Raw genomic sequence first — 15769 nt, forward strand, 5'->3', positions numbered from 1 at the left:
GGGATCAGCGCCACCGTCCAAGGCCTCACATTGCTGGGGTTGGCGCTCTCGTGCTCAGGCGTGTGAGGGATGTGGATGTGCAGGCCGAGGGTGCTTCCTCAAAATAAGATCATGGGATAGCGTCTTATCTGGGTACTTACATGGGAGGCAGATAGATGGCTGACAAGGTGTTGAAGCGGCCGATGGCCCGGCTCCGAGAGGAGATCGAGGCCAAGGGCGGGATCGCCGTGGTGCCGATGTGGAAGGTCCGGGACGCCGCCGGATGGGACCGGCTGGGCGTGAACGTGGTGAAGGACATCGCGTCCAAGATGCGGCGCGGCGGGCTGGCCACGCTCCCGCCGATGGACGTCTTGCCGTACACGCAGAACGCACAGGTCCGGGTGTACGTAACTGATGGGCGTGTGGGCGAGGTGATCGCCGCTGTGCTTGAGCCGAGCGTCAGTGGCGACAAGCTGCTGCGCGAGATTGGAGCAGACGATGCCTCGGACGTCCTGAACGCTGTGCGCGAGCTCGTCTGCGGCTGAGCGCGCTCGTCCCGTCTACGGTCCTCGGCGTGGTTTCGCGCCGGGGCGAGCTGTGGCGCTCTCCGTCCTCTCCGTGCCTCTCCCGGCCTCTCACCACCCCGGGCCTTGGCATCGCCCTGCTCCACGGCCCTCGGCCTTCTACGCCCTGCTCTCGTTTTCTGAGAACCCAGGCCCCTTCTCGTTCTCAGAATCCATGCGCCCCTACCGGCACTGCGCCCCTCCTCACTCCACCTCTGTCACGCCTGCACGCCGCGTGGTGGTGCCCTGCGCCCTCATAGGCGCAGGGGCGCACCACCCCAACGACACTGCGCCCCTGCGCCGGGGCGTACCGGGGCGCAGGGGCGCAGTGACAGGGGATCAGGCGTCTTCTGAGAAATCTGAGGCCGCTTCTGCCTCGTCGTTCAAGTAGTGCGCGAACCCGTTTCCCTTCTTCTCTCGACGGAGCTCGGAGCGCTGGACGAGCGACTTGATGGCGGTGCGCTTGTATCCCGTCTTCCCGTCCACGTTGGACTCGATGCTGTTCTGGGAACAGCCCGGGTTTTGACTCACCCACTCCTTCACCGCGTCCTCCAGGTCTGCGGCCCGGGCGAAGCGGCGTCCCTGCCCATTGACCGTCAGGTGCCGGGTCTCCGGATCGAACGCGAGGCGACGCTCCGCCTGCTCGACGTCGCGGCCGACTGCGGAGAAGAACCGAGCCGGGGTCGTCGCTCCGGACTCCTCGGTGTCCTCCTCGCCCTCGCGCACCAGCTTCCAGAGCGCGTCCGGCCAGTCGAGCAGGCGGCTGTCTCCGCGAGACCGCTCGTTGCTGTGGCCCATGTGGTGGACCAGGAGCAGCTCGCGAATCCCCGCCTCCCGGGCGAGCTCGTCGAACGCGACCAGGAACCGGCCTGCCTCGTTGGCCTCGGAGAGCCCGAGCGCGTCCAGCACCGGGCGCAGGCAGTCGAGGATCAGCACGTCCGCCGGACCGAGGTACTCCGCCCACTCGGCGCGGGTGTCAGGGTTGAGGATGTCGAACGACGACAGCTTGCCTCGGAGCGAGACGACGTCGACCGCGTCCGTCTTGCGAATGTCCTGCTCCCGCAGCCACATCCGCACCATGTTGGGAGCCAGCTCGTTGTCGAGCAGGATCACGCGCTCGACGCGCTCCGTCTCGAAGCAGCCGAGGAACGCGTCCCCGTCGGCGAGCGACCGGATGAGATTGCCCGCGAGTGTGGTCTTGCCGGCCTTGTACTGAGCCGTGAGGAGGATGCGTCCGTCCTTGGGCCAGAGGCCGTCCACCCGGTAGCGCACGTCCTCGTCCGGCTCGGACAGGAAGTCCGTCAGGCTGACGATCGCAGGCCGCTCCTGGGGCGGACGCAGCTCGGCCTCGACCTTGGCCTTGGCCTTCTGCTGGGTGCGCAGCCGCTGGGCCTCGACCTCAACGAAGTAGGCCTCGTCCTTCACGGTGTGGCGGGCTCGAGCCGTGAGTACCGGCCTGTCCTTCATCATCCGCTCGAGGTACGCCTGCGCCATGTCGTCGTGCATGTCCTTGGTCCAGCGGACCAGGTCCTCCACGCTCATGCCGCGCTGCTCGATCAGGTCGTCGAAGATCTCGTCCATCGCCTGCGCCTCGGCGCGCTCCTGCTCCCAGGAGTCGAAGTCGTCTGCGGGGTCACTCATCGTCGGCCTCCTCGCCGTTGAAGGGGCGGGCGAGATCCGCAAACTGGCGGTCCATGTCGCGCTCGACCTTGCGATGCTCGTACTTGTCGAAGTGGACGGGGCGGCGGGCCTGTCGCTTGGCGTCCTTGCGCTTCTCGCGGCTTTCGCTGTGTGCGCGGCGGCTCACTTTCCCTCACCACCCTGAGCCGCGACGACAGCAGCCCGCACGTCGCGCTCAACCCGGATCGACGTCTCACCGTCGACGCCGGAAGCGTTCAGGATCAGTCCGACAAGGTGGCCCACGTGCGCGTCGTCGAGGCCGGGGGCGACGGCGAGGGCCTCGCGGATCGCCTTGTCGATCTTGGCGGTCGCGAGGGTGCGCTGGGCGGCAGCCTTGGCCTCCGGGTCGGGCGTGGCTCCCCGCGAGTGCAGGGCAGCGAGCTGGTTCCGGGCCGTGATGGGGTCGATGCGGTCGTACATGGGTGACGCTCCTCAACAGAGTGATCTGGAGAGGGGCCACCTGGCCGGTGTCCTCGGAGTGCCCACGGAGTCTGTCGGACCGCCTGTGCCCGGGCGATCAGGCCGCACGCATTCCCGAAGGTGTCAGCGCTCTGGCTCGGCCTGAACCTTACGCCTGTTGCTTAGGGATCAGTGTCTAGTTGTGTGTCTCCGGAGAATCGCTCCCAGGACGGCCCTCACGCCGTGCACCGTGCGATACGCCATAAGCTGCCGGTTCGGCTGGGAGAGCAGGGTTCGAGGGCGTCTCGTGCGCCTCCCCGTCCGTACCGCGTGGCACACTCCCCGGCATGAGTGACGATGCGTGGCGACCACTCGGGGTCGAGACAGTCGAGGAGGTTGCGGAGTACGACGCCCTGCATGACGGAGTGCCGGCGTGGATGAGCGCAGCATTCTGGGCGTGGATCCAGGAGGCCATCACGCAGATACAGCGTGTCAGGAACGGGTATGGCGATGTGTTCGCCGTAAGCATGCTCGCGGTTGAGCTAGTGGAGGAGATGTGTCAGCGGCTCCGTATCCCCCTGCCGAACGTTCGTGAGGAACAAGTAGACCAAATGCTGGGGCAGCAGCAGATCGCGAAAGCCATGAGCGTCCTGAGAGCTCATCCCTCACCGTTGCAGGTCGCCGATTACCTACTCGCGCACGGAAGAGGTGGCCAAAGCGAGCTCGACGAGATGTTGACGCGGTCCAAGTCTGCGTGGGAGGTGGGTACACGAGCCGGTCGCCCGGGCCTCGTCCGCCGAGTTCCCATCGGCGTGCAGCTCGCGGCAGATTCCGTCATGAGCATGTCGGGGCGCGCTGGCGTGAGGCTCGCCAAGGCGTGGGAGGAGTTGTATGGCCTGGAGCCAAATGCCAGCGCTGCCTACGGCTTCGCAATCAAGGCGGTCGAAGATGCCGCCGTCCCCGTCGTGTCGCCAACTAACGCCAACGCGACGCTAGGCACGGTCTTGAGGCAGATGGAGGACCAGAAGAATTGGCAACTTCCTATGAACCGCGAACATGACAAGGCGCCTTCTCGCGACGTACTCGTGGGCATGCTGCGCCTTCTCTGGCATGGACAACACGACCGGCATGGTGGCCAGCCTTCCGCGCCGGGGGACGTTTCCATTGAAGAGGCGACCGTAGCTGTCTCAATGGCCGTGACCCTCGTCAACTGGTTCGAGTCGGGACTCGTAGCAAGGGCCCAGGGCTGAGACTTTGAACCTCAGGCCTCCTCGGCCCAGCTCGCCAACTCCTCGTCGGTCGGGGCGACGATGGGGCCGAGGTCCTCGGGCACCTTCCAGTCGAACGTGAGGCGAGCGAGGATCTGCGCGTCCGTCCGTCGGCCGGGGCGTCCGCGCCGAACCGTGATGCTGTGGAGGGCGTCACCGAGGATGTCCCGGCGCTCCTCGTCCGTCTCGGCCTGCTCCCAGTCCTCGCCGAACATCTGCGTGCCCCGGGTGGCGACGTGCCGGATCACCGGGGCCTCGGCCTCCTTCTCGTCGCGGAGGTCCAGCAGCCGCGCCTGCTCGTCCTGAAGACGTGCCCGCTCCTCGCGATCGCGGGTCTGGCGGAGGAGAGTGTCCAGCTCGTCCAGCCGGTGCTCGATCTCGGGGATGAGCGCGGCTCCGCCCTCCAGTACTTCCTCCACCACAGACCAGCGCACCCGCTCGCCCTTCTGCCGCAGGAACTCCTGGACCACGACGTGCTCGAAATTGGAGATCGCCTGCGAGCACTCGGGGCAGTAGTAGCCGGGGCGTCCCTGGATCGTCCCGCGCCACATGCGGACGGGAGAGCCGTGCCGGTCGTCACCGCACATCACGAGGCCGGACAGCAGCCCCGACGTCTTGGCGCGCAGCGCGACCGGCTTGGACTGGGCGGTGTCCCGCTCGTCGAGCTGGCGCACCATCGCTCGCCACTCCGCCTGCGTCATGATGGCGAGGGATTCGTCCACGACCGGCAGGCCGTTTTCTCCCGGGAGCACCTGCTGGCCTCGGACCTTGTCAGCGTTGCCCGGGTTGAAAGCAGTCATGCCGGCGAGGATTGGATGGCGGAGGATCCGCTCGACCGTCGAGTAGACCCAGGAGCCGCGCCCGGTCGGAGTCGGAGCCTCCATCTCGTCCAGCCACTGCACGGTCGAGTAGATGGAGCGGCCCTCCCGCGTCCGCTTCACCATCGTCCGGACGTACTCGATCCGCTCCGGGTCATGGGCCAGGACGAAGCCTGGGCCCGTTGGGTTCGGCACAGAGCGGTAGCCGTAGGGCACCGTCCCGCCTACGACGCGACCGCTCCGCAGCAGATGTGTCCGGGCAGCAGCGACCCGGGCCGAGATGGCAGCCGCCTCGTACTCGGCGAAGATCGCGAGCACCTGCGCGATCATCCGGCCTTCGGCGGACGTCATGTCGATGCTCTGCTCAACCGCGACGATGCCCGCGTTGCGCTCCTGCAGGGCCACGTCGGCATGCAGGAAGTCGATCACGCGGCGGGCCAGCCGGTCGATCTTCCAGATGATGACGGCGTCGAAATTCTCCCGGGACGCGAGCAGCGCCCGCCACCCGGCCCGGTCCTCGGGCTTGTTGTGCGTGGCGGACACGCCGTCATCCTTGAAGACGCCTGCGACGGTCCAGCCGCGAGCTGCGGCGTACTGCTCCGCGGACTCGATCTGGCGATCGATGGAGACAGACTCCTCGGAGCTAACGGAGATGCGGGCGTAGATGGCACAGCGGCGAGTGGGCATGGATTCCAAGGCTACCTCGTAACCACCTTGGCAATTACCGGCTTGTACGCAGGCTGGCAAGACCACCTTGCTCAACTGCCTCGCCGCCGCCATCCCGCCGCGCGAGCGCGTCGTCACGTGCGAGGAGGTCTTCGAGCTGAAGATCCCGCAACGCGACGTGGCTTCCATGCAGTGTCGCCAGCCCAGTCTCGAGGGCACCGGCGAGGTGCCGCTCCGCCGCCTCGTCAAGGAGGCCCTGCGCATGCGTCCCTCGCGCATCATCGTGGGGGAGGTGCGCCAGGAGGAGAGCCTCGACCTGCTCATCGCCCTCAACAGCGGCGTCCCCGGCATGTGCACGGTCCATGCCAACAGCGCGCGCGAGGCCGTCACCAAGATGTGCACCTTGCCGCTGCTGGCCGGCGAGAACGTGTCGAGCCGGTTCGTCGTGCCGACGGTCGCGGCGGCCGTCGACGTCGTCGTCCACGTGGCCCTGGAGCGCGACGGAGTGCGCCGCGTGCGCGAGATCGTCGCGGTGCCGGGCCGGGCCGAGGGCGACGTCATCGAGATCGCCGACCTGTTCGTCATGCGCGACGGGGTACTGAAGCGTGCCGACGGGTTCCCACCGCACCGTGAGGCCTTCGAACGCGCCGGCTACGACGTGGCCGCACTGCTGGGGCAGGTCCACCCGTGATCCCGCCCCTGGCCATCGGGCTGCTCCTCGGCGCCGGCACCTTCTTCGTGTACTGGTCGTTCTGGCCGCAGGAGCCCGCACACGTACGCACCCGGCGGGGCGGCTTCATGGCCGAGCTGCACGACCACCTGAACCAGGCCGGCTACGCATCTCTGACTCCGGCGAACCTCATGGTCGGCTCGTTCGTGCTCCTCGCCTTCACGTTCGTTCTCGTCGTGGCCCTGACCCGCGTGGTCCCCATCGCCGTCTGCTTCAGCCTCATGGCGGGTGCGGTCCCGGTCTCCCTCGTTCGTATGCGAGCACGCAAGCGCCGCAACAAGCTTCGCGACCTGTGGCCCGATGTCGTCGACAACATCACGTCCGGTGTGCGGGCCGGTCTGGCCCTTCCCGAGGCGCTGTCCCAGCTGTCGGTCCGTGGCCCGGCCGAGCTGCGCCCGGCCTTCGCCGCGTTCGCGGAGGACTACCGCACGACCGGCCGTTTCCACGACTGCCTCGACCGCCTGAAGGACCGGCTCAGCGACCCCGTCGGAGACCGCATCGTCGAGTCGCTCCGCATCGCACGAGAGGTCGGTGGCAGCGACCTCGGCAAGCTCCTTCGCACGCTGTCGTCGTTCCTGCGCGAGGACGCCCGCACCCGCGCAGAGCTCGAGACGCGCCAGAGCTGGACCGTCAACGCCGCCCGTCTGGCGGCGGGTGCGCCCTGGGTGATCCTCGGCATGCTCGCGCTCAACGGCAGCTCGCTCGAGGCCTACTCGTCGCCCACCGGCTGGCTGGTTCTCGCGGTCGGGGCGGGGCTGTGTGTCGTCGCCTACCGGGCCATGGTCTGGATCGGCCGGCTCCCCGAGGAAGAGCGGGTGCTCCGGTGAACGGCCTCACGGAACGCATCGGCGACGTGCTGCGTGACGGCTGGTCGTGGACCGGCGCCGCCTCGGGCGTGCTCCTGCTCGCGGGTCTCGCGCTCGTGGTCGCCGGGCTCCCGGCGAGCCGTCGGCCCACGCTCGACGACCGCCTCGAGCCGTACCTGCGTGACACCCCGCGCCCGTCCACCCTGCTGTCCCGTCCGGCTCCAGCGCGCGGCCCCTTCGGCTTCGGCGAGCTGCTCGCGCCCTACGTCAGCCGGCTGGGCGCCCGCGTCGGGGCGGTGACGGGCGGCGCGCCCTCCGTCGCCCGGCGGCAGCTCCGCGCCGGTCGACCCGCTGACGTCGACCGCTTCCGTGCCGAGCAGGTCATGGCCGGTGCCCTCGGCGGTGTCGGTGGCCTCGTCTTCACCGGCGTCGTCGCGGTCGCGCAGCGCCGGTTCCCTGTTCCCGTCCTCGTCTCGATGGTGCTGGTCGGCATCATGGGCGGCATCGCCGTACGCGACTACCTCCTCACCCGGGCCGCGGTCCGCCGCGAGGCCCGGATGCTGACCGAGTTCCCCACTGTCGCAGAGCTTCTCGCGCTCGCGGTCAGCGCCGGCGAGGGAGCAGTCGGCGCCCTGGAACGCGTCTGCCGTCTCTCGCAGGGGGAGCTGTCCGACGAGCTGAGGCGCTGCCTCGCCGACGCCCGAGCGGGAGCAAACCTCCCCTCGGCGCTGCAAGGTCTCGCCGACCGCACCGGCCTGATGAGCCTGTCCCGCTTCGTCGACGGGATCGTCGTCGCGGTCGAGCGCGGCACCCCGTTGGCCGAGGTGCTCCGCGCCCAGGCGCAGGACGTCCGCGAGGACGGCCGCCGCACCCTCATGGAGCAGGGAGGGCGCAAGGAGATCTACATGATGGTCCCGATCGTCTTCCTCACCCTGCCCGTCACGGTGCTCTTCGCCCTCTACCCGGGCCTCAGCTTCCTGCACTTCCGGCTCTGACGGCAGCGAGCCGGTGCACACCACCACACCGATCACAGGGAGAACGACATGAACCGCATTCTCGCCACCCAGGCCCGTGCCCGGGCGGTCCTCGCCGCGGCCGGCCACCGCATCGCCGGCCCCCGCGACCGCGGCGACGTGCCCGGCTGGGTCCTGATCACGATCATGACGGCCGGGCTCGTCACGGCACTCTGGGCCATCGCGGGTCCGCAGCTCGGGCAGCTCTTCAGCGACGCCATCTCCAACGTCAAGGGCCCGTGAGGCGTCGACTTCTCGGCACGCTCCCGTCCCCAGCGGCACTGGTGGCGCGTGCCGAGCGGGCCGAGCGGGCTCACCCGCACGCGTCCCCGTGCCCGACGAGAGACCGGGGTTCCGCCATCCCGGAGTTCGTGATGGTCGCGGCCCTGCTGCTCCTCGTGGCCATGGGGGTCTTCCAGCTGGGGCTGGCGCTCTACGTGCGCAACACGCTCATCTCGGCGGCGTCCGAAGGCGCACGCTACGGCGCTCGTGCCGACGCCTCGCCGGGTGACGGCGTCGCTCGCACCGAGGCGCTCATCACGACGTCGCTCAACCGCTCGTTCGCGCAGGACGTGAGCGCGGAGCGGTCGGTGACTGCCTCCGGGGTGCGTGTCGTCGAGGTCAGGGTGACGGCACCGCTTCCCGTCATCGGACCCGTGGGGCCGGCGGGCCTGCTCACGGTCTCCGGGCGCGCGTTCAGCGAGGAGCAGGTCGTCGCGGGAGCGAATCCGTGACACGCCCGGAGCAGCTCGTGGCCCGTGTCGCGCGCCGTCGCACCGGGCACGGCTCGCCGAGCCTGCACGCGACCGACGACGGACGAGCGATCATCGAGTTCATCTTCCTCGGCATCCTGCTCCTGCTGCCGCTGACGTATCTCGTCCTCACGGCAGCGCGCATCCAGGCAGCATCGTTCTCGGCCTCCCTCGCCGGTCGCGAGGCGGGCCGGGCCTTCGTCACCGCGCGGTCCGACGACGACGGCCTGGCCCGGGCGCGTGCGGCGGCAGCGCTGGCCTTCCGCGACTTCTCGTTCGACCGGGGCGCGGCGGTCGCCGTGAGCTGCGACGGCACGCCGTGCCTGCGCCCCGACGGGGCGGTGACGTCCGTGGCAAGCATCGAGGTGCAGCTGCCCCTCGTGCCCGATCTCATCGCCGACCACGTGCCCTCGTCGGTCACAGTCAGCTCGACGCACGTGGCGTCCGTCGACAGGTTCGTCGCGCGATGACGAGGACGTATGCCGACCGGGTCGCCCCCGTCGGCCACGGCCGGCCCCGCCGGCGCGGCCTCCTGTGCCGGGTCCTGGCTCGAGGCCGCGCCGACGAGGGGCAGATCGGCGTGCTCGTGCTCGGGCTCTTCGTCCTCGTGACCCTCCTCGTCCTGGGTGCCGTCGACGTCACCGCTGCGCAGCTGGCCCGGATGCGCCTGCTCGACACGGCCGACGCGGCAGCCCTCGACGCCGCGGACGCGCTCGACGAGCGGGTCGCGTACGAGGAGGGGGTCCTCGACCGGCTCTCAGTCACCGACGAGTCCGTGGCGCGCGCGGCACGCCAGCACCTCGCCCGCACTCCGCTGCCGCCGGGCATCACGTCGTGGTCCGTGGTCCCCGACACGGGCACGTCCGACGGGGCCACCGCCGTGGTGACCCTCCGGGGGACTGCCACCCTGCCCATGAGCGGGTGGGTCCTCGAGTCCCTCGGTGGCAGCGTGACGATCACCGTCACCTCGCGCGCCCGGTCGCCGCTGGCCTGAGGCGGGGGCCCAACGGCATTTCGTCCGAAACGACCACGCCGCCGCCGCCGCGGTCGTAACCTCCGTGTGACGCCCGCGCCGTCCCAGCACGTCCAAGCCTGGCCGGTGCGGTGCGTCGGGACAGGGAACCGTGGCGCCGTCCGACGGACGGCGCCACTGGTATGTGACGCGGCCGCCGAGCCGCACGGACGAAGGAAACACATGTACGCGTACGTCAAGAAGGCCTTTGTCGCGGCCGCCGGCCTCGGCCTCGCCGTGGCCGCCCCCATCGCCGCCGCCAGCTCGGCCCAGGCCCTGCCGGCGATCATGATCTACAAGGTCCAGTACAACTCCCCGGGGGCCGACACCGGCAGCAACACGAGCCTCAACTCGGAGTACGTCGTCATCAAGAACACGACGCGCACCAACCGGTCGATCACGGGATGGACGCTGCGCGACAAGACGGGCTACACGTACAAGTTCCCGGCCTTCACGCTCAAGGCCGGCGCCACCGTGACGGTCCGCACCGGCCGCGGCACGGCCACGACGGCGAACCGGTACTACAACTACTCGTGGTACGTCTGGAACAACTCCGGCGACACGGCATACCTCAAGACGGCGGCCGGCACGACGGTCGACACCTGCTCGTGGACGAGCTCCGGCAGCGCGAAGTACTGCTGACGACGCGCAGACGCGAACGACGGCCCACCCCGCCCGCGGGGTGGGCCGTCGTCGTTCCGTCGCGCGGTGTGGCGTCCACCGGAGCGCCCCGAAAGGTCAAGAGATCGTCAAAAATGCCTCAGGTTCGGACGAAGTCGATAATTTGGACAAACAGCGCCAATGCCACCCGGCGCGCGCGGCGTCCCGAGCAGGAGCAGGCACATGAAGCGGATCGTCCTCGTCGCACTCGCAGCGGCCGGAGCAGCGGGCATCGCCCTCGGCGCCGCCGCCCCCTCGCAGGCCGCCAAGCCGGCGCCGACAGCCCCGACGGCGGCGCCCTACCTGGGCCGCTGGGCCACCCAGGCGGTCGTCTACGACTCGACCGGTGGCGGCAACTGGTTCCGCATCGCCGAGGCGGTGGGCGAGTGGCGCACCTCCGGGTGGAACGTCGTCACCACGAGCGACCCGGCCCGGGCCAACATCACCGTCGTCGCCGAGGACTCGTCGATCTTCGGTGCGATCGGCGACGCCAGCCCGGTGAGCAGCGGCGGCGTCATCACGTCGTGCACCGTCCACCTCGCGCCCTCGTGGGCCACTCTCACGGGTGGCCAGCAGCTGGCGATCCACGAGCTCGGCCACTGCGGCGGCCTGCCCCACTCCACGTCGAGCAGGAGCGCGATGTACTCCTACACCAGCTCGTCGTCGACGCTGTCGAGCCCGACCAGGGACGACCTGAAGTGGATGGCCGGCAACTACAGGTAGGTCGGTCCGGCAGGAACGTGGCCCCATTGACGACGGGCCCGCGGATCCCGCGGGCCCGTCGTCGTGTGCGGGTGTGTGCCGTGCGCCGTCAGGACGTCACGGGGTGAGTGCCGTCAGGTAGGCGTGCTGGAAGCGGAACTGGCGCATCGTCGCGTCCTTGTACTGGTCGGAGCCCGACTCGAAGTTGACGTAGACCCAGTCGCCGGCCGGCCCCGCCGCGCCGCGCGGAACGTTGACGATGCCCTCGCTCATCGGCGGGATCTCGATCGGGCGCCCGTAGGTGCTCGAGCCGATCTTCCTGAACTTCAGCCGGCTGTAGCAGCTTCGTCCGTAGGACGTGCTGAAGATGTACTGACCGTCGGCGACGACGGCCCCCTGGACCCGCGTCGGCGTGCTGATCGCCACAGGGGCGCCCGTGGGAGCCTGCGTCGAGGTCAGCTTGTATCGCCACATCGTGGAGCTGCCGTTGAGGGCGTCGCTGAAGCTTCCGACGTAGAGGTAGCCGCCCGCGGCGGTGTTGTACGAGCTGGCCTTGACCGACCACGAGCCGTTGGTCTTGAGCGCCGTGTTGTGGGGCGCCAGCTCGAGCGCACGCAGCGAGAACCGGAAGAGGTTCCTGCCACCGGAGCTCGTCGACAGCAGCAGGCTGCCGCCGGCGACGGAGACGCCGCCCATGTGCCCCTCGATCTCCGCACCGTTGGTGTACTGGACGAAGACCTTCTTGACGAGGGTGCCCGTGGAGCGGTTCTTCACCGCGAGGATGTTCCTGCCCGGCAGCCACGTGTCGTCGCTCAGAGACGTGATGAGCCAGTCCTTCGCCGGCCAGTAGGCCAGGCCCTGCGAGACGTAGTCGGTGTTCGTGTAGGGGATGGTCGTCCCCGCGTCGAAGTTGTTGGTGAACCACGTCAGCCCCAGCCGCGGAGGGCACGTCACCGCAGCCTCGGACGACGTGGCGGTGACGACTCCCATCGGAGCGATGAGGCCCGCGACGGCGACGAGCCGCACGAGCGCAGCACGGATGCGCATACCCCTGTCCTTCCCCTGTTCCCTGACGACCCGGGCGGCCCGGTGCTCACCCGGTGTGCGCATCCTGACCCACGACGACGCCGGAGGCAATGGGCAGGACTGCTCGCCGCAGCGCCGCTCCATACCCTGGCCGCGCCCGGCCGTGCACGGCAGGCGCCGCGCTGCCGTAGGCTGTTCGATCGTGGCTGTTGACTTCACGCAAGAGATCAAGGAACTGCGCGCGACGATGGATTCCGTGCGTGGGGTCACCGACCTCGACGCCTTGGGCGTGACCATCGCCGACCTCGAGAAGCAGGCCTCCGCCCCCGACCTCTGGGACGACCCCGACCAGGCCCAGCAGGTGACCAGCGCCCTGAGCCGTGCCAACTCCGAGCGCGACCGTGTCGTCACCATGGACGCCCGCATCGAGGACCTCGAGACCCTCGTCGAGATGGGGCAGGAGGAGAGCGACCAGGCCACCCTCGACGAGGCCGAGCGCGAGCTCGACGCCCTGCGCAAGGACGTCGGCGAGCTCGAGGTCCGCACCCTCCTCTCCGGAGAGTACGACGAGCGCGAGGCCGTCGTGACGATCCGCGCCGGCGCCGGCGGCGTCGACGCCGCCGACTTCGCCGAGATGCTCATGCGGATGTACCTGCGCTGGGCCGAGCGCCACGGCTACCCGACCAAGGTCATGGACACCTCGTACGCCGAGGAGGCCGGCCTCAAGTCCGCCACCTTCGAGGTCAACGTGCCGTACGCCTTCGGTCACCTCTCGGTCGAGGGCGGCACCCATCGCCTCGTGCGCATCAGCCCCTTCGACAACCAGGGCCGTCGCCAGACCAGCTTCGCCGCGGTCGAGGTGATCCCGCTCATCGAGAGCGACGACTCCATCGAGATCCCCGAGAACGAGCTGAAGATCGACGTCTTCCGCTCGAGCGGCCCGGGCGGCCAGAGCGTCAACACGACCGACTCGGCCGTGCGCATGACGCACCTGCCGACCGGCATCGTCGTGTCGATGCAGAACGAGAAGAGCCAGATCCAGAACCGCGCCGCCGCGCTGCGCGTGCTGCAGTCGCGACTGCTCCTGCAGCGCAAGGCCGAGGAGGCCGCGGTCAAGAAGGAGATGGCGGGCGACGTCAAGGCGAGCTGGGGCGACCAGATGCGCTCGTACGTCCTCAACCCGTACCAGATGGTCAAGGACCTCCGCACCGAGTTCGAGACGGGCAATCCTGCCGCGGTCTTCGACGGCGACATCGACGGCTTCATCGAGGCCGGCATCCGGTGGCAGATCGGCGAGAACCGCCGACAGGCCTGACGGCCCGCGTGCCCGTTTCGGCGGGCTGGAGCCTTCAGCACTCGTGGGGTCGCGTCATCGGCTCCACCCGGGAGGCTCCGCCCATGTCGGATGAACGTCACCTCGGTCTACGTGCGGGACCAGTGCCCCTCGCGCGGCACGGCCTACCGCTCGATGGCGGGTGTCGCCGTCCGCGGCGAGCCGGAGACGCGGGGGGTCCTTCACCGGCGCCCTGCGCCAGCAGCTGAGCTTCTCGGCGCCGCTGCGCATCAGTGCGCTCTGCACGCAGGGCTGGGGCGAGCTGGCCCGCCCGGGCGGTGAGTCCGCGCAGGGCCTCAGCACCTTCGTCTGCTGACCGCCGCACCATCTGGTGACGCCACGCCCGGCACGCACGTTTTCCACGGGTTTCGACCCGGTGGCCCGTAGCCTCGGAGGCGGTCCTGCGCGCCCGCCCACGTATGCCGTCGCCGACGTGTGCCGCCAGGTGGGCGCCCAGCCCAGCCGCTGTCCCGCTGCAGTCCAGTACGAGTCGAGGCCCGACGCATGATCCTCTTCGAGAACGTGACGAAGACCTACCCGCGCACCACCCGTCCGGCTCTCGACGACGTCAGCCTCGAGATCCCCCGCGGTGAGTTCGCCTTCGTCGTCGGCACGTCCGGCTCGGGCAAGTCGACCATGATGCAGCTCGTCATGAAGGAGCAGGACGCGACCCGCGGACGCATCCTCGTCGCCGGGCGCGAGCTCGACCGGCTGCCCGAGCGCAAGGTCCCGGCGCTGCGCCGCGAGATCGGCTGCGTCTTCCAGGACTTCCGCCTGCTGCCCAACAAGACGGTCTTCCAGAACGTCGCCTATGCCCTGCAGGTGCTCGGCAGCAGTCGCGCCCGCATCCGCCAGACGGTCCCCGAGACCCTCGAGCTCGTCGGGCTCGCCGGCATGGAGAAGCGCCTGCCGCACCAGCTGTCCGGCGGTGAGCAGCAGCGGGTCGCGATCGCGCGCGCCTTCGTCAACCGGCCGCCGGTCCTGCTCGCCGACGAGCCCACGGGCAACCTCGACCCCGACACGAGCCTCGGCATCGTGCAGCTGCTCGACCGCATCAACCGCACGGGCACGACCGTCGTGATGGCCACCCACGACACCGTGACCGTCAACGCCATGCGCAAGCGCGTCGTCCGCCTCGACCGTGGGGTGCTCGTCAGCGACATGGAGGCGGGCGACTACACGACCGGCTCCATCCCGCGAATCCGGCTCGACGACGAGCCGGCCGCGGCACCCCGGCCCATGGCCGCCGAGGCGCCCGACGTGGCCGACGGCTACGACGACGCCGACCCGACGGCATACGGCGAGAGCGACCTCGACGACGACCCCGACGCCCTGCCGCCCATCGGCCGTGACGCCGACGAGCCGCGGCCGCGCGGCGGAATCTTCCGCCGGCACAAGGCCGTCCAGACGAGCGACCGCTGACCGCGAGACGGAGCCTGACACGACATGCGATTCCAGTTCCTCCTCGGTGAGATCGGCAACGGCCTGCGGCGCAACCTGTCCATGGCCGTGTCGGTCGTCATCGTCACGATGATCTCGATGTACCTTCTCGGCCTCGGTCTGATGGGTCAGCGGCAGGTCGACACCATGAAGGACTACTGGTACGACCGCGTCCAGGTCACGGTCCTGCTGTGCGCCGAGAAGACCCGCTTCACCAACTGTGCGGGTGAGCCGACCACCGAGGCCCAGCGCGAGGCGATCAAGGCCGAGCTGGACGCGCTGAAGCCGACGGTGAAGGAGGTCTACTACGAGTCGCGCGACGAGGCGTACGAGCGGTTCAAGCAGACCTACAAGAACTCACCGCTCGCACGGGCGGGGGAGTCCTACTTCGCCGACTCGTACCGCGTGAACCTCAACGACGCCGGCAAGTTCGACGTCGTCGCGAGCTCGATCAAGGGCATGCCCGGCGTAGCCGACGTGCAGGACCAGAAGAAGCTCCTCGAGAAGTTCTTCACCTTCATGAACACCGTCTCGTGGGCCGCCATCGCCCTGTCGTCGCTCATGGTGCTGGCGGCGGTCATGCTCATCTCCACGACGATCCGGCAGACCGCCTTCAGCCGGCGCCGCGAGACCGGCATCATGCGCCTCGTCGGAGCCTCGAACTTCACGATCCGCTTCCCGTTCGTCATGGAGACGGTCCTGTCGAGCGTGCTCGGAGCGGTGCTCGCCATGGGCATGCTCTGGGCCACGGTGCGCTACGGCGTCGTCGGCTTCCTGAGCCAGACGCTCACCGACACCGCGTTCATCGGGGTGGCCGACGTGTTCTACGTCGCCCCGTTCGTCGTCCTCGGGGTGGTCGTCCTGTCGAGCCTCACCTCCTGGGTGACGCTGCGCCGCTATCTGCGCGTCTGACGCCGTCAAC

The 15769-nt window shown here is 69.4% G+C and carries 19 protein-coding genes and 1 pseudogene; 15 read left to right on the forward strand and 5 right to left on the reverse strand.

Translation table 11 applies throughout. The features are described 5' to 3' along the window. The first annotated feature begins 155 nt into the window (after positions 1–155). The gene (locus ACFQ2V_RS13525) at positions 156–524 is read left to right on the forward strand and encodes a hypothetical protein (RefSeq protein ID WP_386053303.1); all 369 of its coding nucleotides are present in this window, start codon (positions 156–158) and stop codon (positions 522–524) included. Between the two features lie 357 nt (positions 525–881). On the opposite strand, the gene ACFQ2V_RS13530 is transcribed toward ACFQ2V_RS13525, so the two are convergent. Genes ACFQ2V_RS13530 through ACFQ2V_RS13540 form a run of 3 tightly spaced genes read right to left on the reverse strand, consistent with a single transcriptional unit; the run spans position 882 to position 2642 of the window. Then, positions 882–2183: an ATP-binding protein gene (locus ACFQ2V_RS13530; protein WP_386053304.1), complete on the reverse strand. Its 1302-nt coding sequence runs from the start codon at positions 2181–2183 to the stop codon at positions 882–884. Continuing rightward, positions 2176–2349 carry a hypothetical protein gene (locus ACFQ2V_RS13535; protein WP_386053305.1) on the reverse strand — a complete coding sequence of 58 codons (174 nt, stop codon included), beginning with the start codon at positions 2347–2349 and terminating at the stop codon, positions 2176–2178. Before ACFQ2V_RS13535 ends, ACFQ2V_RS13530 begins: the two co-directional genes overlap by 8 nt. Then, positions 2346–2642 carry a hypothetical protein gene (locus tag ACFQ2V_RS13540; RefSeq protein WP_386053307.1) on the reverse strand — a complete coding sequence of 99 codons (297 nt, stop codon included), beginning with the start codon at positions 2640–2642 and terminating at the stop codon, positions 2346–2348. The genes ACFQ2V_RS13535 and ACFQ2V_RS13540 overlap by 4 nt, the downstream gene beginning before the upstream one ends. 326 nt (positions 2643–2968) lie before the next feature. Here ACFQ2V_RS13540 and ACFQ2V_RS13545 point away from each other — a divergent pair, with 326 nt between their 5' ends. Then, positions 2969–3871 carry a hypothetical protein gene (locus ACFQ2V_RS13545; protein WP_386053308.1) on the forward strand — a complete coding sequence of 301 codons (903 nt, stop codon included), beginning with the start codon at positions 2969–2971 and terminating at the stop codon, positions 3869–3871. An 11-nt stretch (positions 3872–3882) separates the two neighbouring features. Here ACFQ2V_RS13545 and ACFQ2V_RS13550 read toward each other — a convergent pair whose 3' ends face one another. Then, positions 3883–5487 (reverse strand): recombinase family protein, encoded by a 1605-nt coding sequence (locus tag ACFQ2V_RS13550; RefSeq protein WP_386053396.1) that lies wholly within the window; start codon positions 5485–5487, stop codon positions 3883–3885. Here ACFQ2V_RS13550 and ACFQ2V_RS13555 point away from each other — a divergent pair. From ACFQ2V_RS13555 to ACFQ2V_RS13595, 9 genes and pseudogenes are all read left to right on the forward strand, one after another. Continuing rightward, positions 5441–6064: pseudogene (locus ACFQ2V_RS13555) on the forward strand (ATPase, T2SS/T4P/T4SS family); the annotation flags it as partial. The gene ACFQ2V_RS13550 and the pseudogene ACFQ2V_RS13555 overlap by 47 nt on opposite strands. Beyond that, entirely contained in the window at positions 6064–6930 is an 867-nt protein-coding gene (locus ACFQ2V_RS13560) for a type II secretion system F family protein (protein ID WP_386053398.1), read from the forward strand. The pseudogene ACFQ2V_RS13555 and the gene ACFQ2V_RS13560, both read left to right, overlap by 1 nt. Then, a complete protein-coding gene (locus ACFQ2V_RS13565) occupies positions 6927–7904 on the forward strand; it encodes a type II secretion system F family protein (RefSeq protein WP_386053310.1) in 978 nt (325 codons plus the stop codon). The genes ACFQ2V_RS13560 and ACFQ2V_RS13565 overlap by 4 nt, the downstream gene beginning before the upstream one ends. A gap of 48 nt (positions 7905–7952) precedes the next feature. Further along, positions 7953–8165, forward strand: a complete 213-nt coding sequence (locus tag ACFQ2V_RS13570; protein WP_386053311.1) for a hypothetical protein — start codon at positions 7953–7955, stop codon at positions 8163–8165. Between the two features lie 116 nt (positions 8166–8281). Then, positions 8282–8656: a TadE family protein gene (locus tag ACFQ2V_RS13575; RefSeq protein WP_386053400.1), complete on the forward strand. Its 375-nt coding sequence runs from the start codon at positions 8282–8284 to the stop codon at positions 8654–8656. After that, positions 8653–9144, forward strand: a complete 492-nt coding sequence (locus ACFQ2V_RS13580) for a pilus assembly protein (protein WP_386053313.1) — start codon at positions 8653–8655, stop codon at positions 9142–9144. Before ACFQ2V_RS13575 ends, ACFQ2V_RS13580 begins: the two co-directional genes overlap by 4 nt. Continuing rightward, on the forward strand, positions 9141–9668 hold the full coding sequence (locus ACFQ2V_RS13585; protein ID WP_386053314.1) for a pilus assembly protein TadG-related protein: 528 nt from the start codon (positions 9141–9143) through the stop codon (positions 9666–9668). Before ACFQ2V_RS13580 ends, ACFQ2V_RS13585 begins: the two co-directional genes overlap by 4 nt. Positions 9669–9869: 201 nt before the next feature. After that, positions 9870–10328 carry a lamin tail domain-containing protein gene (locus ACFQ2V_RS13590; RefSeq protein ID WP_386053316.1) on the forward strand — a complete coding sequence of 153 codons (459 nt, stop codon included), beginning with the start codon at positions 9870–9872 and terminating at the stop codon, positions 10326–10328. A gap of 201 nt (positions 10329–10529) precedes the next feature. Further along, on the forward strand, positions 10530–11069 hold the full coding sequence (locus ACFQ2V_RS13595) for a matrixin family metalloprotease (RefSeq protein WP_386053318.1): 540 nt from the start codon (positions 10530–10532) through the stop codon (positions 11067–11069). A gap of 96 nt (positions 11070–11165) precedes the next feature. On the opposite strand, the gene ACFQ2V_RS13600 is transcribed toward ACFQ2V_RS13595, so the two are convergent. Then, entirely contained in the window at positions 11166–12095 is a 930-nt protein-coding gene (locus ACFQ2V_RS13600; RefSeq protein WP_386053320.1) for a hypothetical protein, read from the reverse strand. 181 nt (positions 12096–12276) lie between these two features. Here ACFQ2V_RS13600 and prfB point away from each other — a divergent pair, with 181 nt between their 5' ends. From prfB to ftsX, 4 genes are all read left to right on the forward strand, one after another. Then, the gene (gene prfB / locus ACFQ2V_RS13605) at positions 12277–13389 is read left to right on the forward strand and encodes a peptide chain release factor 2 (RefSeq protein WP_386053322.1); all 1113 of its coding nucleotides are present in this window, start codon (positions 12277–12279) and stop codon (positions 13387–13389) included. A gap of 160 nt (positions 13390–13549) precedes the next feature. Beyond that, entirely contained in the window at positions 13550–13723 is a 174-nt protein-coding gene (locus ACFQ2V_RS13610) for a hypothetical protein (RefSeq protein ID WP_386053324.1), read from the forward strand. Positions 13724–13911: 188 nt separating this feature from the next. Then, positions 13912–14829, forward strand: coding sequence for a cell division ATP-binding protein FtsE (gene ftsE / locus ACFQ2V_RS13615; protein WP_386053326.1), 918 nt, complete (start codon positions 13912–13914; stop codon positions 14827–14829). Between the two features lie 24 nt (positions 14830–14853). Further along, complete coding sequence (gene ftsX / locus ACFQ2V_RS13620; RefSeq protein WP_386053327.1) at positions 14854–15759, forward strand: permease-like cell division protein FtsX; 906 nt, start codon at positions 14854–14856, stop codon at positions 15757–15759. Positions 15760–15769: the final 10 nt, after the last annotated feature.

This window comes from Terrabacter terrigena, from assembly GCF_042676085.1.
In the GTDB taxonomy this organism is placed as follows: Bacteria; Actinomycetota; Actinomycetes; order Actinomycetales; family Dermatophilaceae; genus Terrabacter; species Terrabacter terrigena.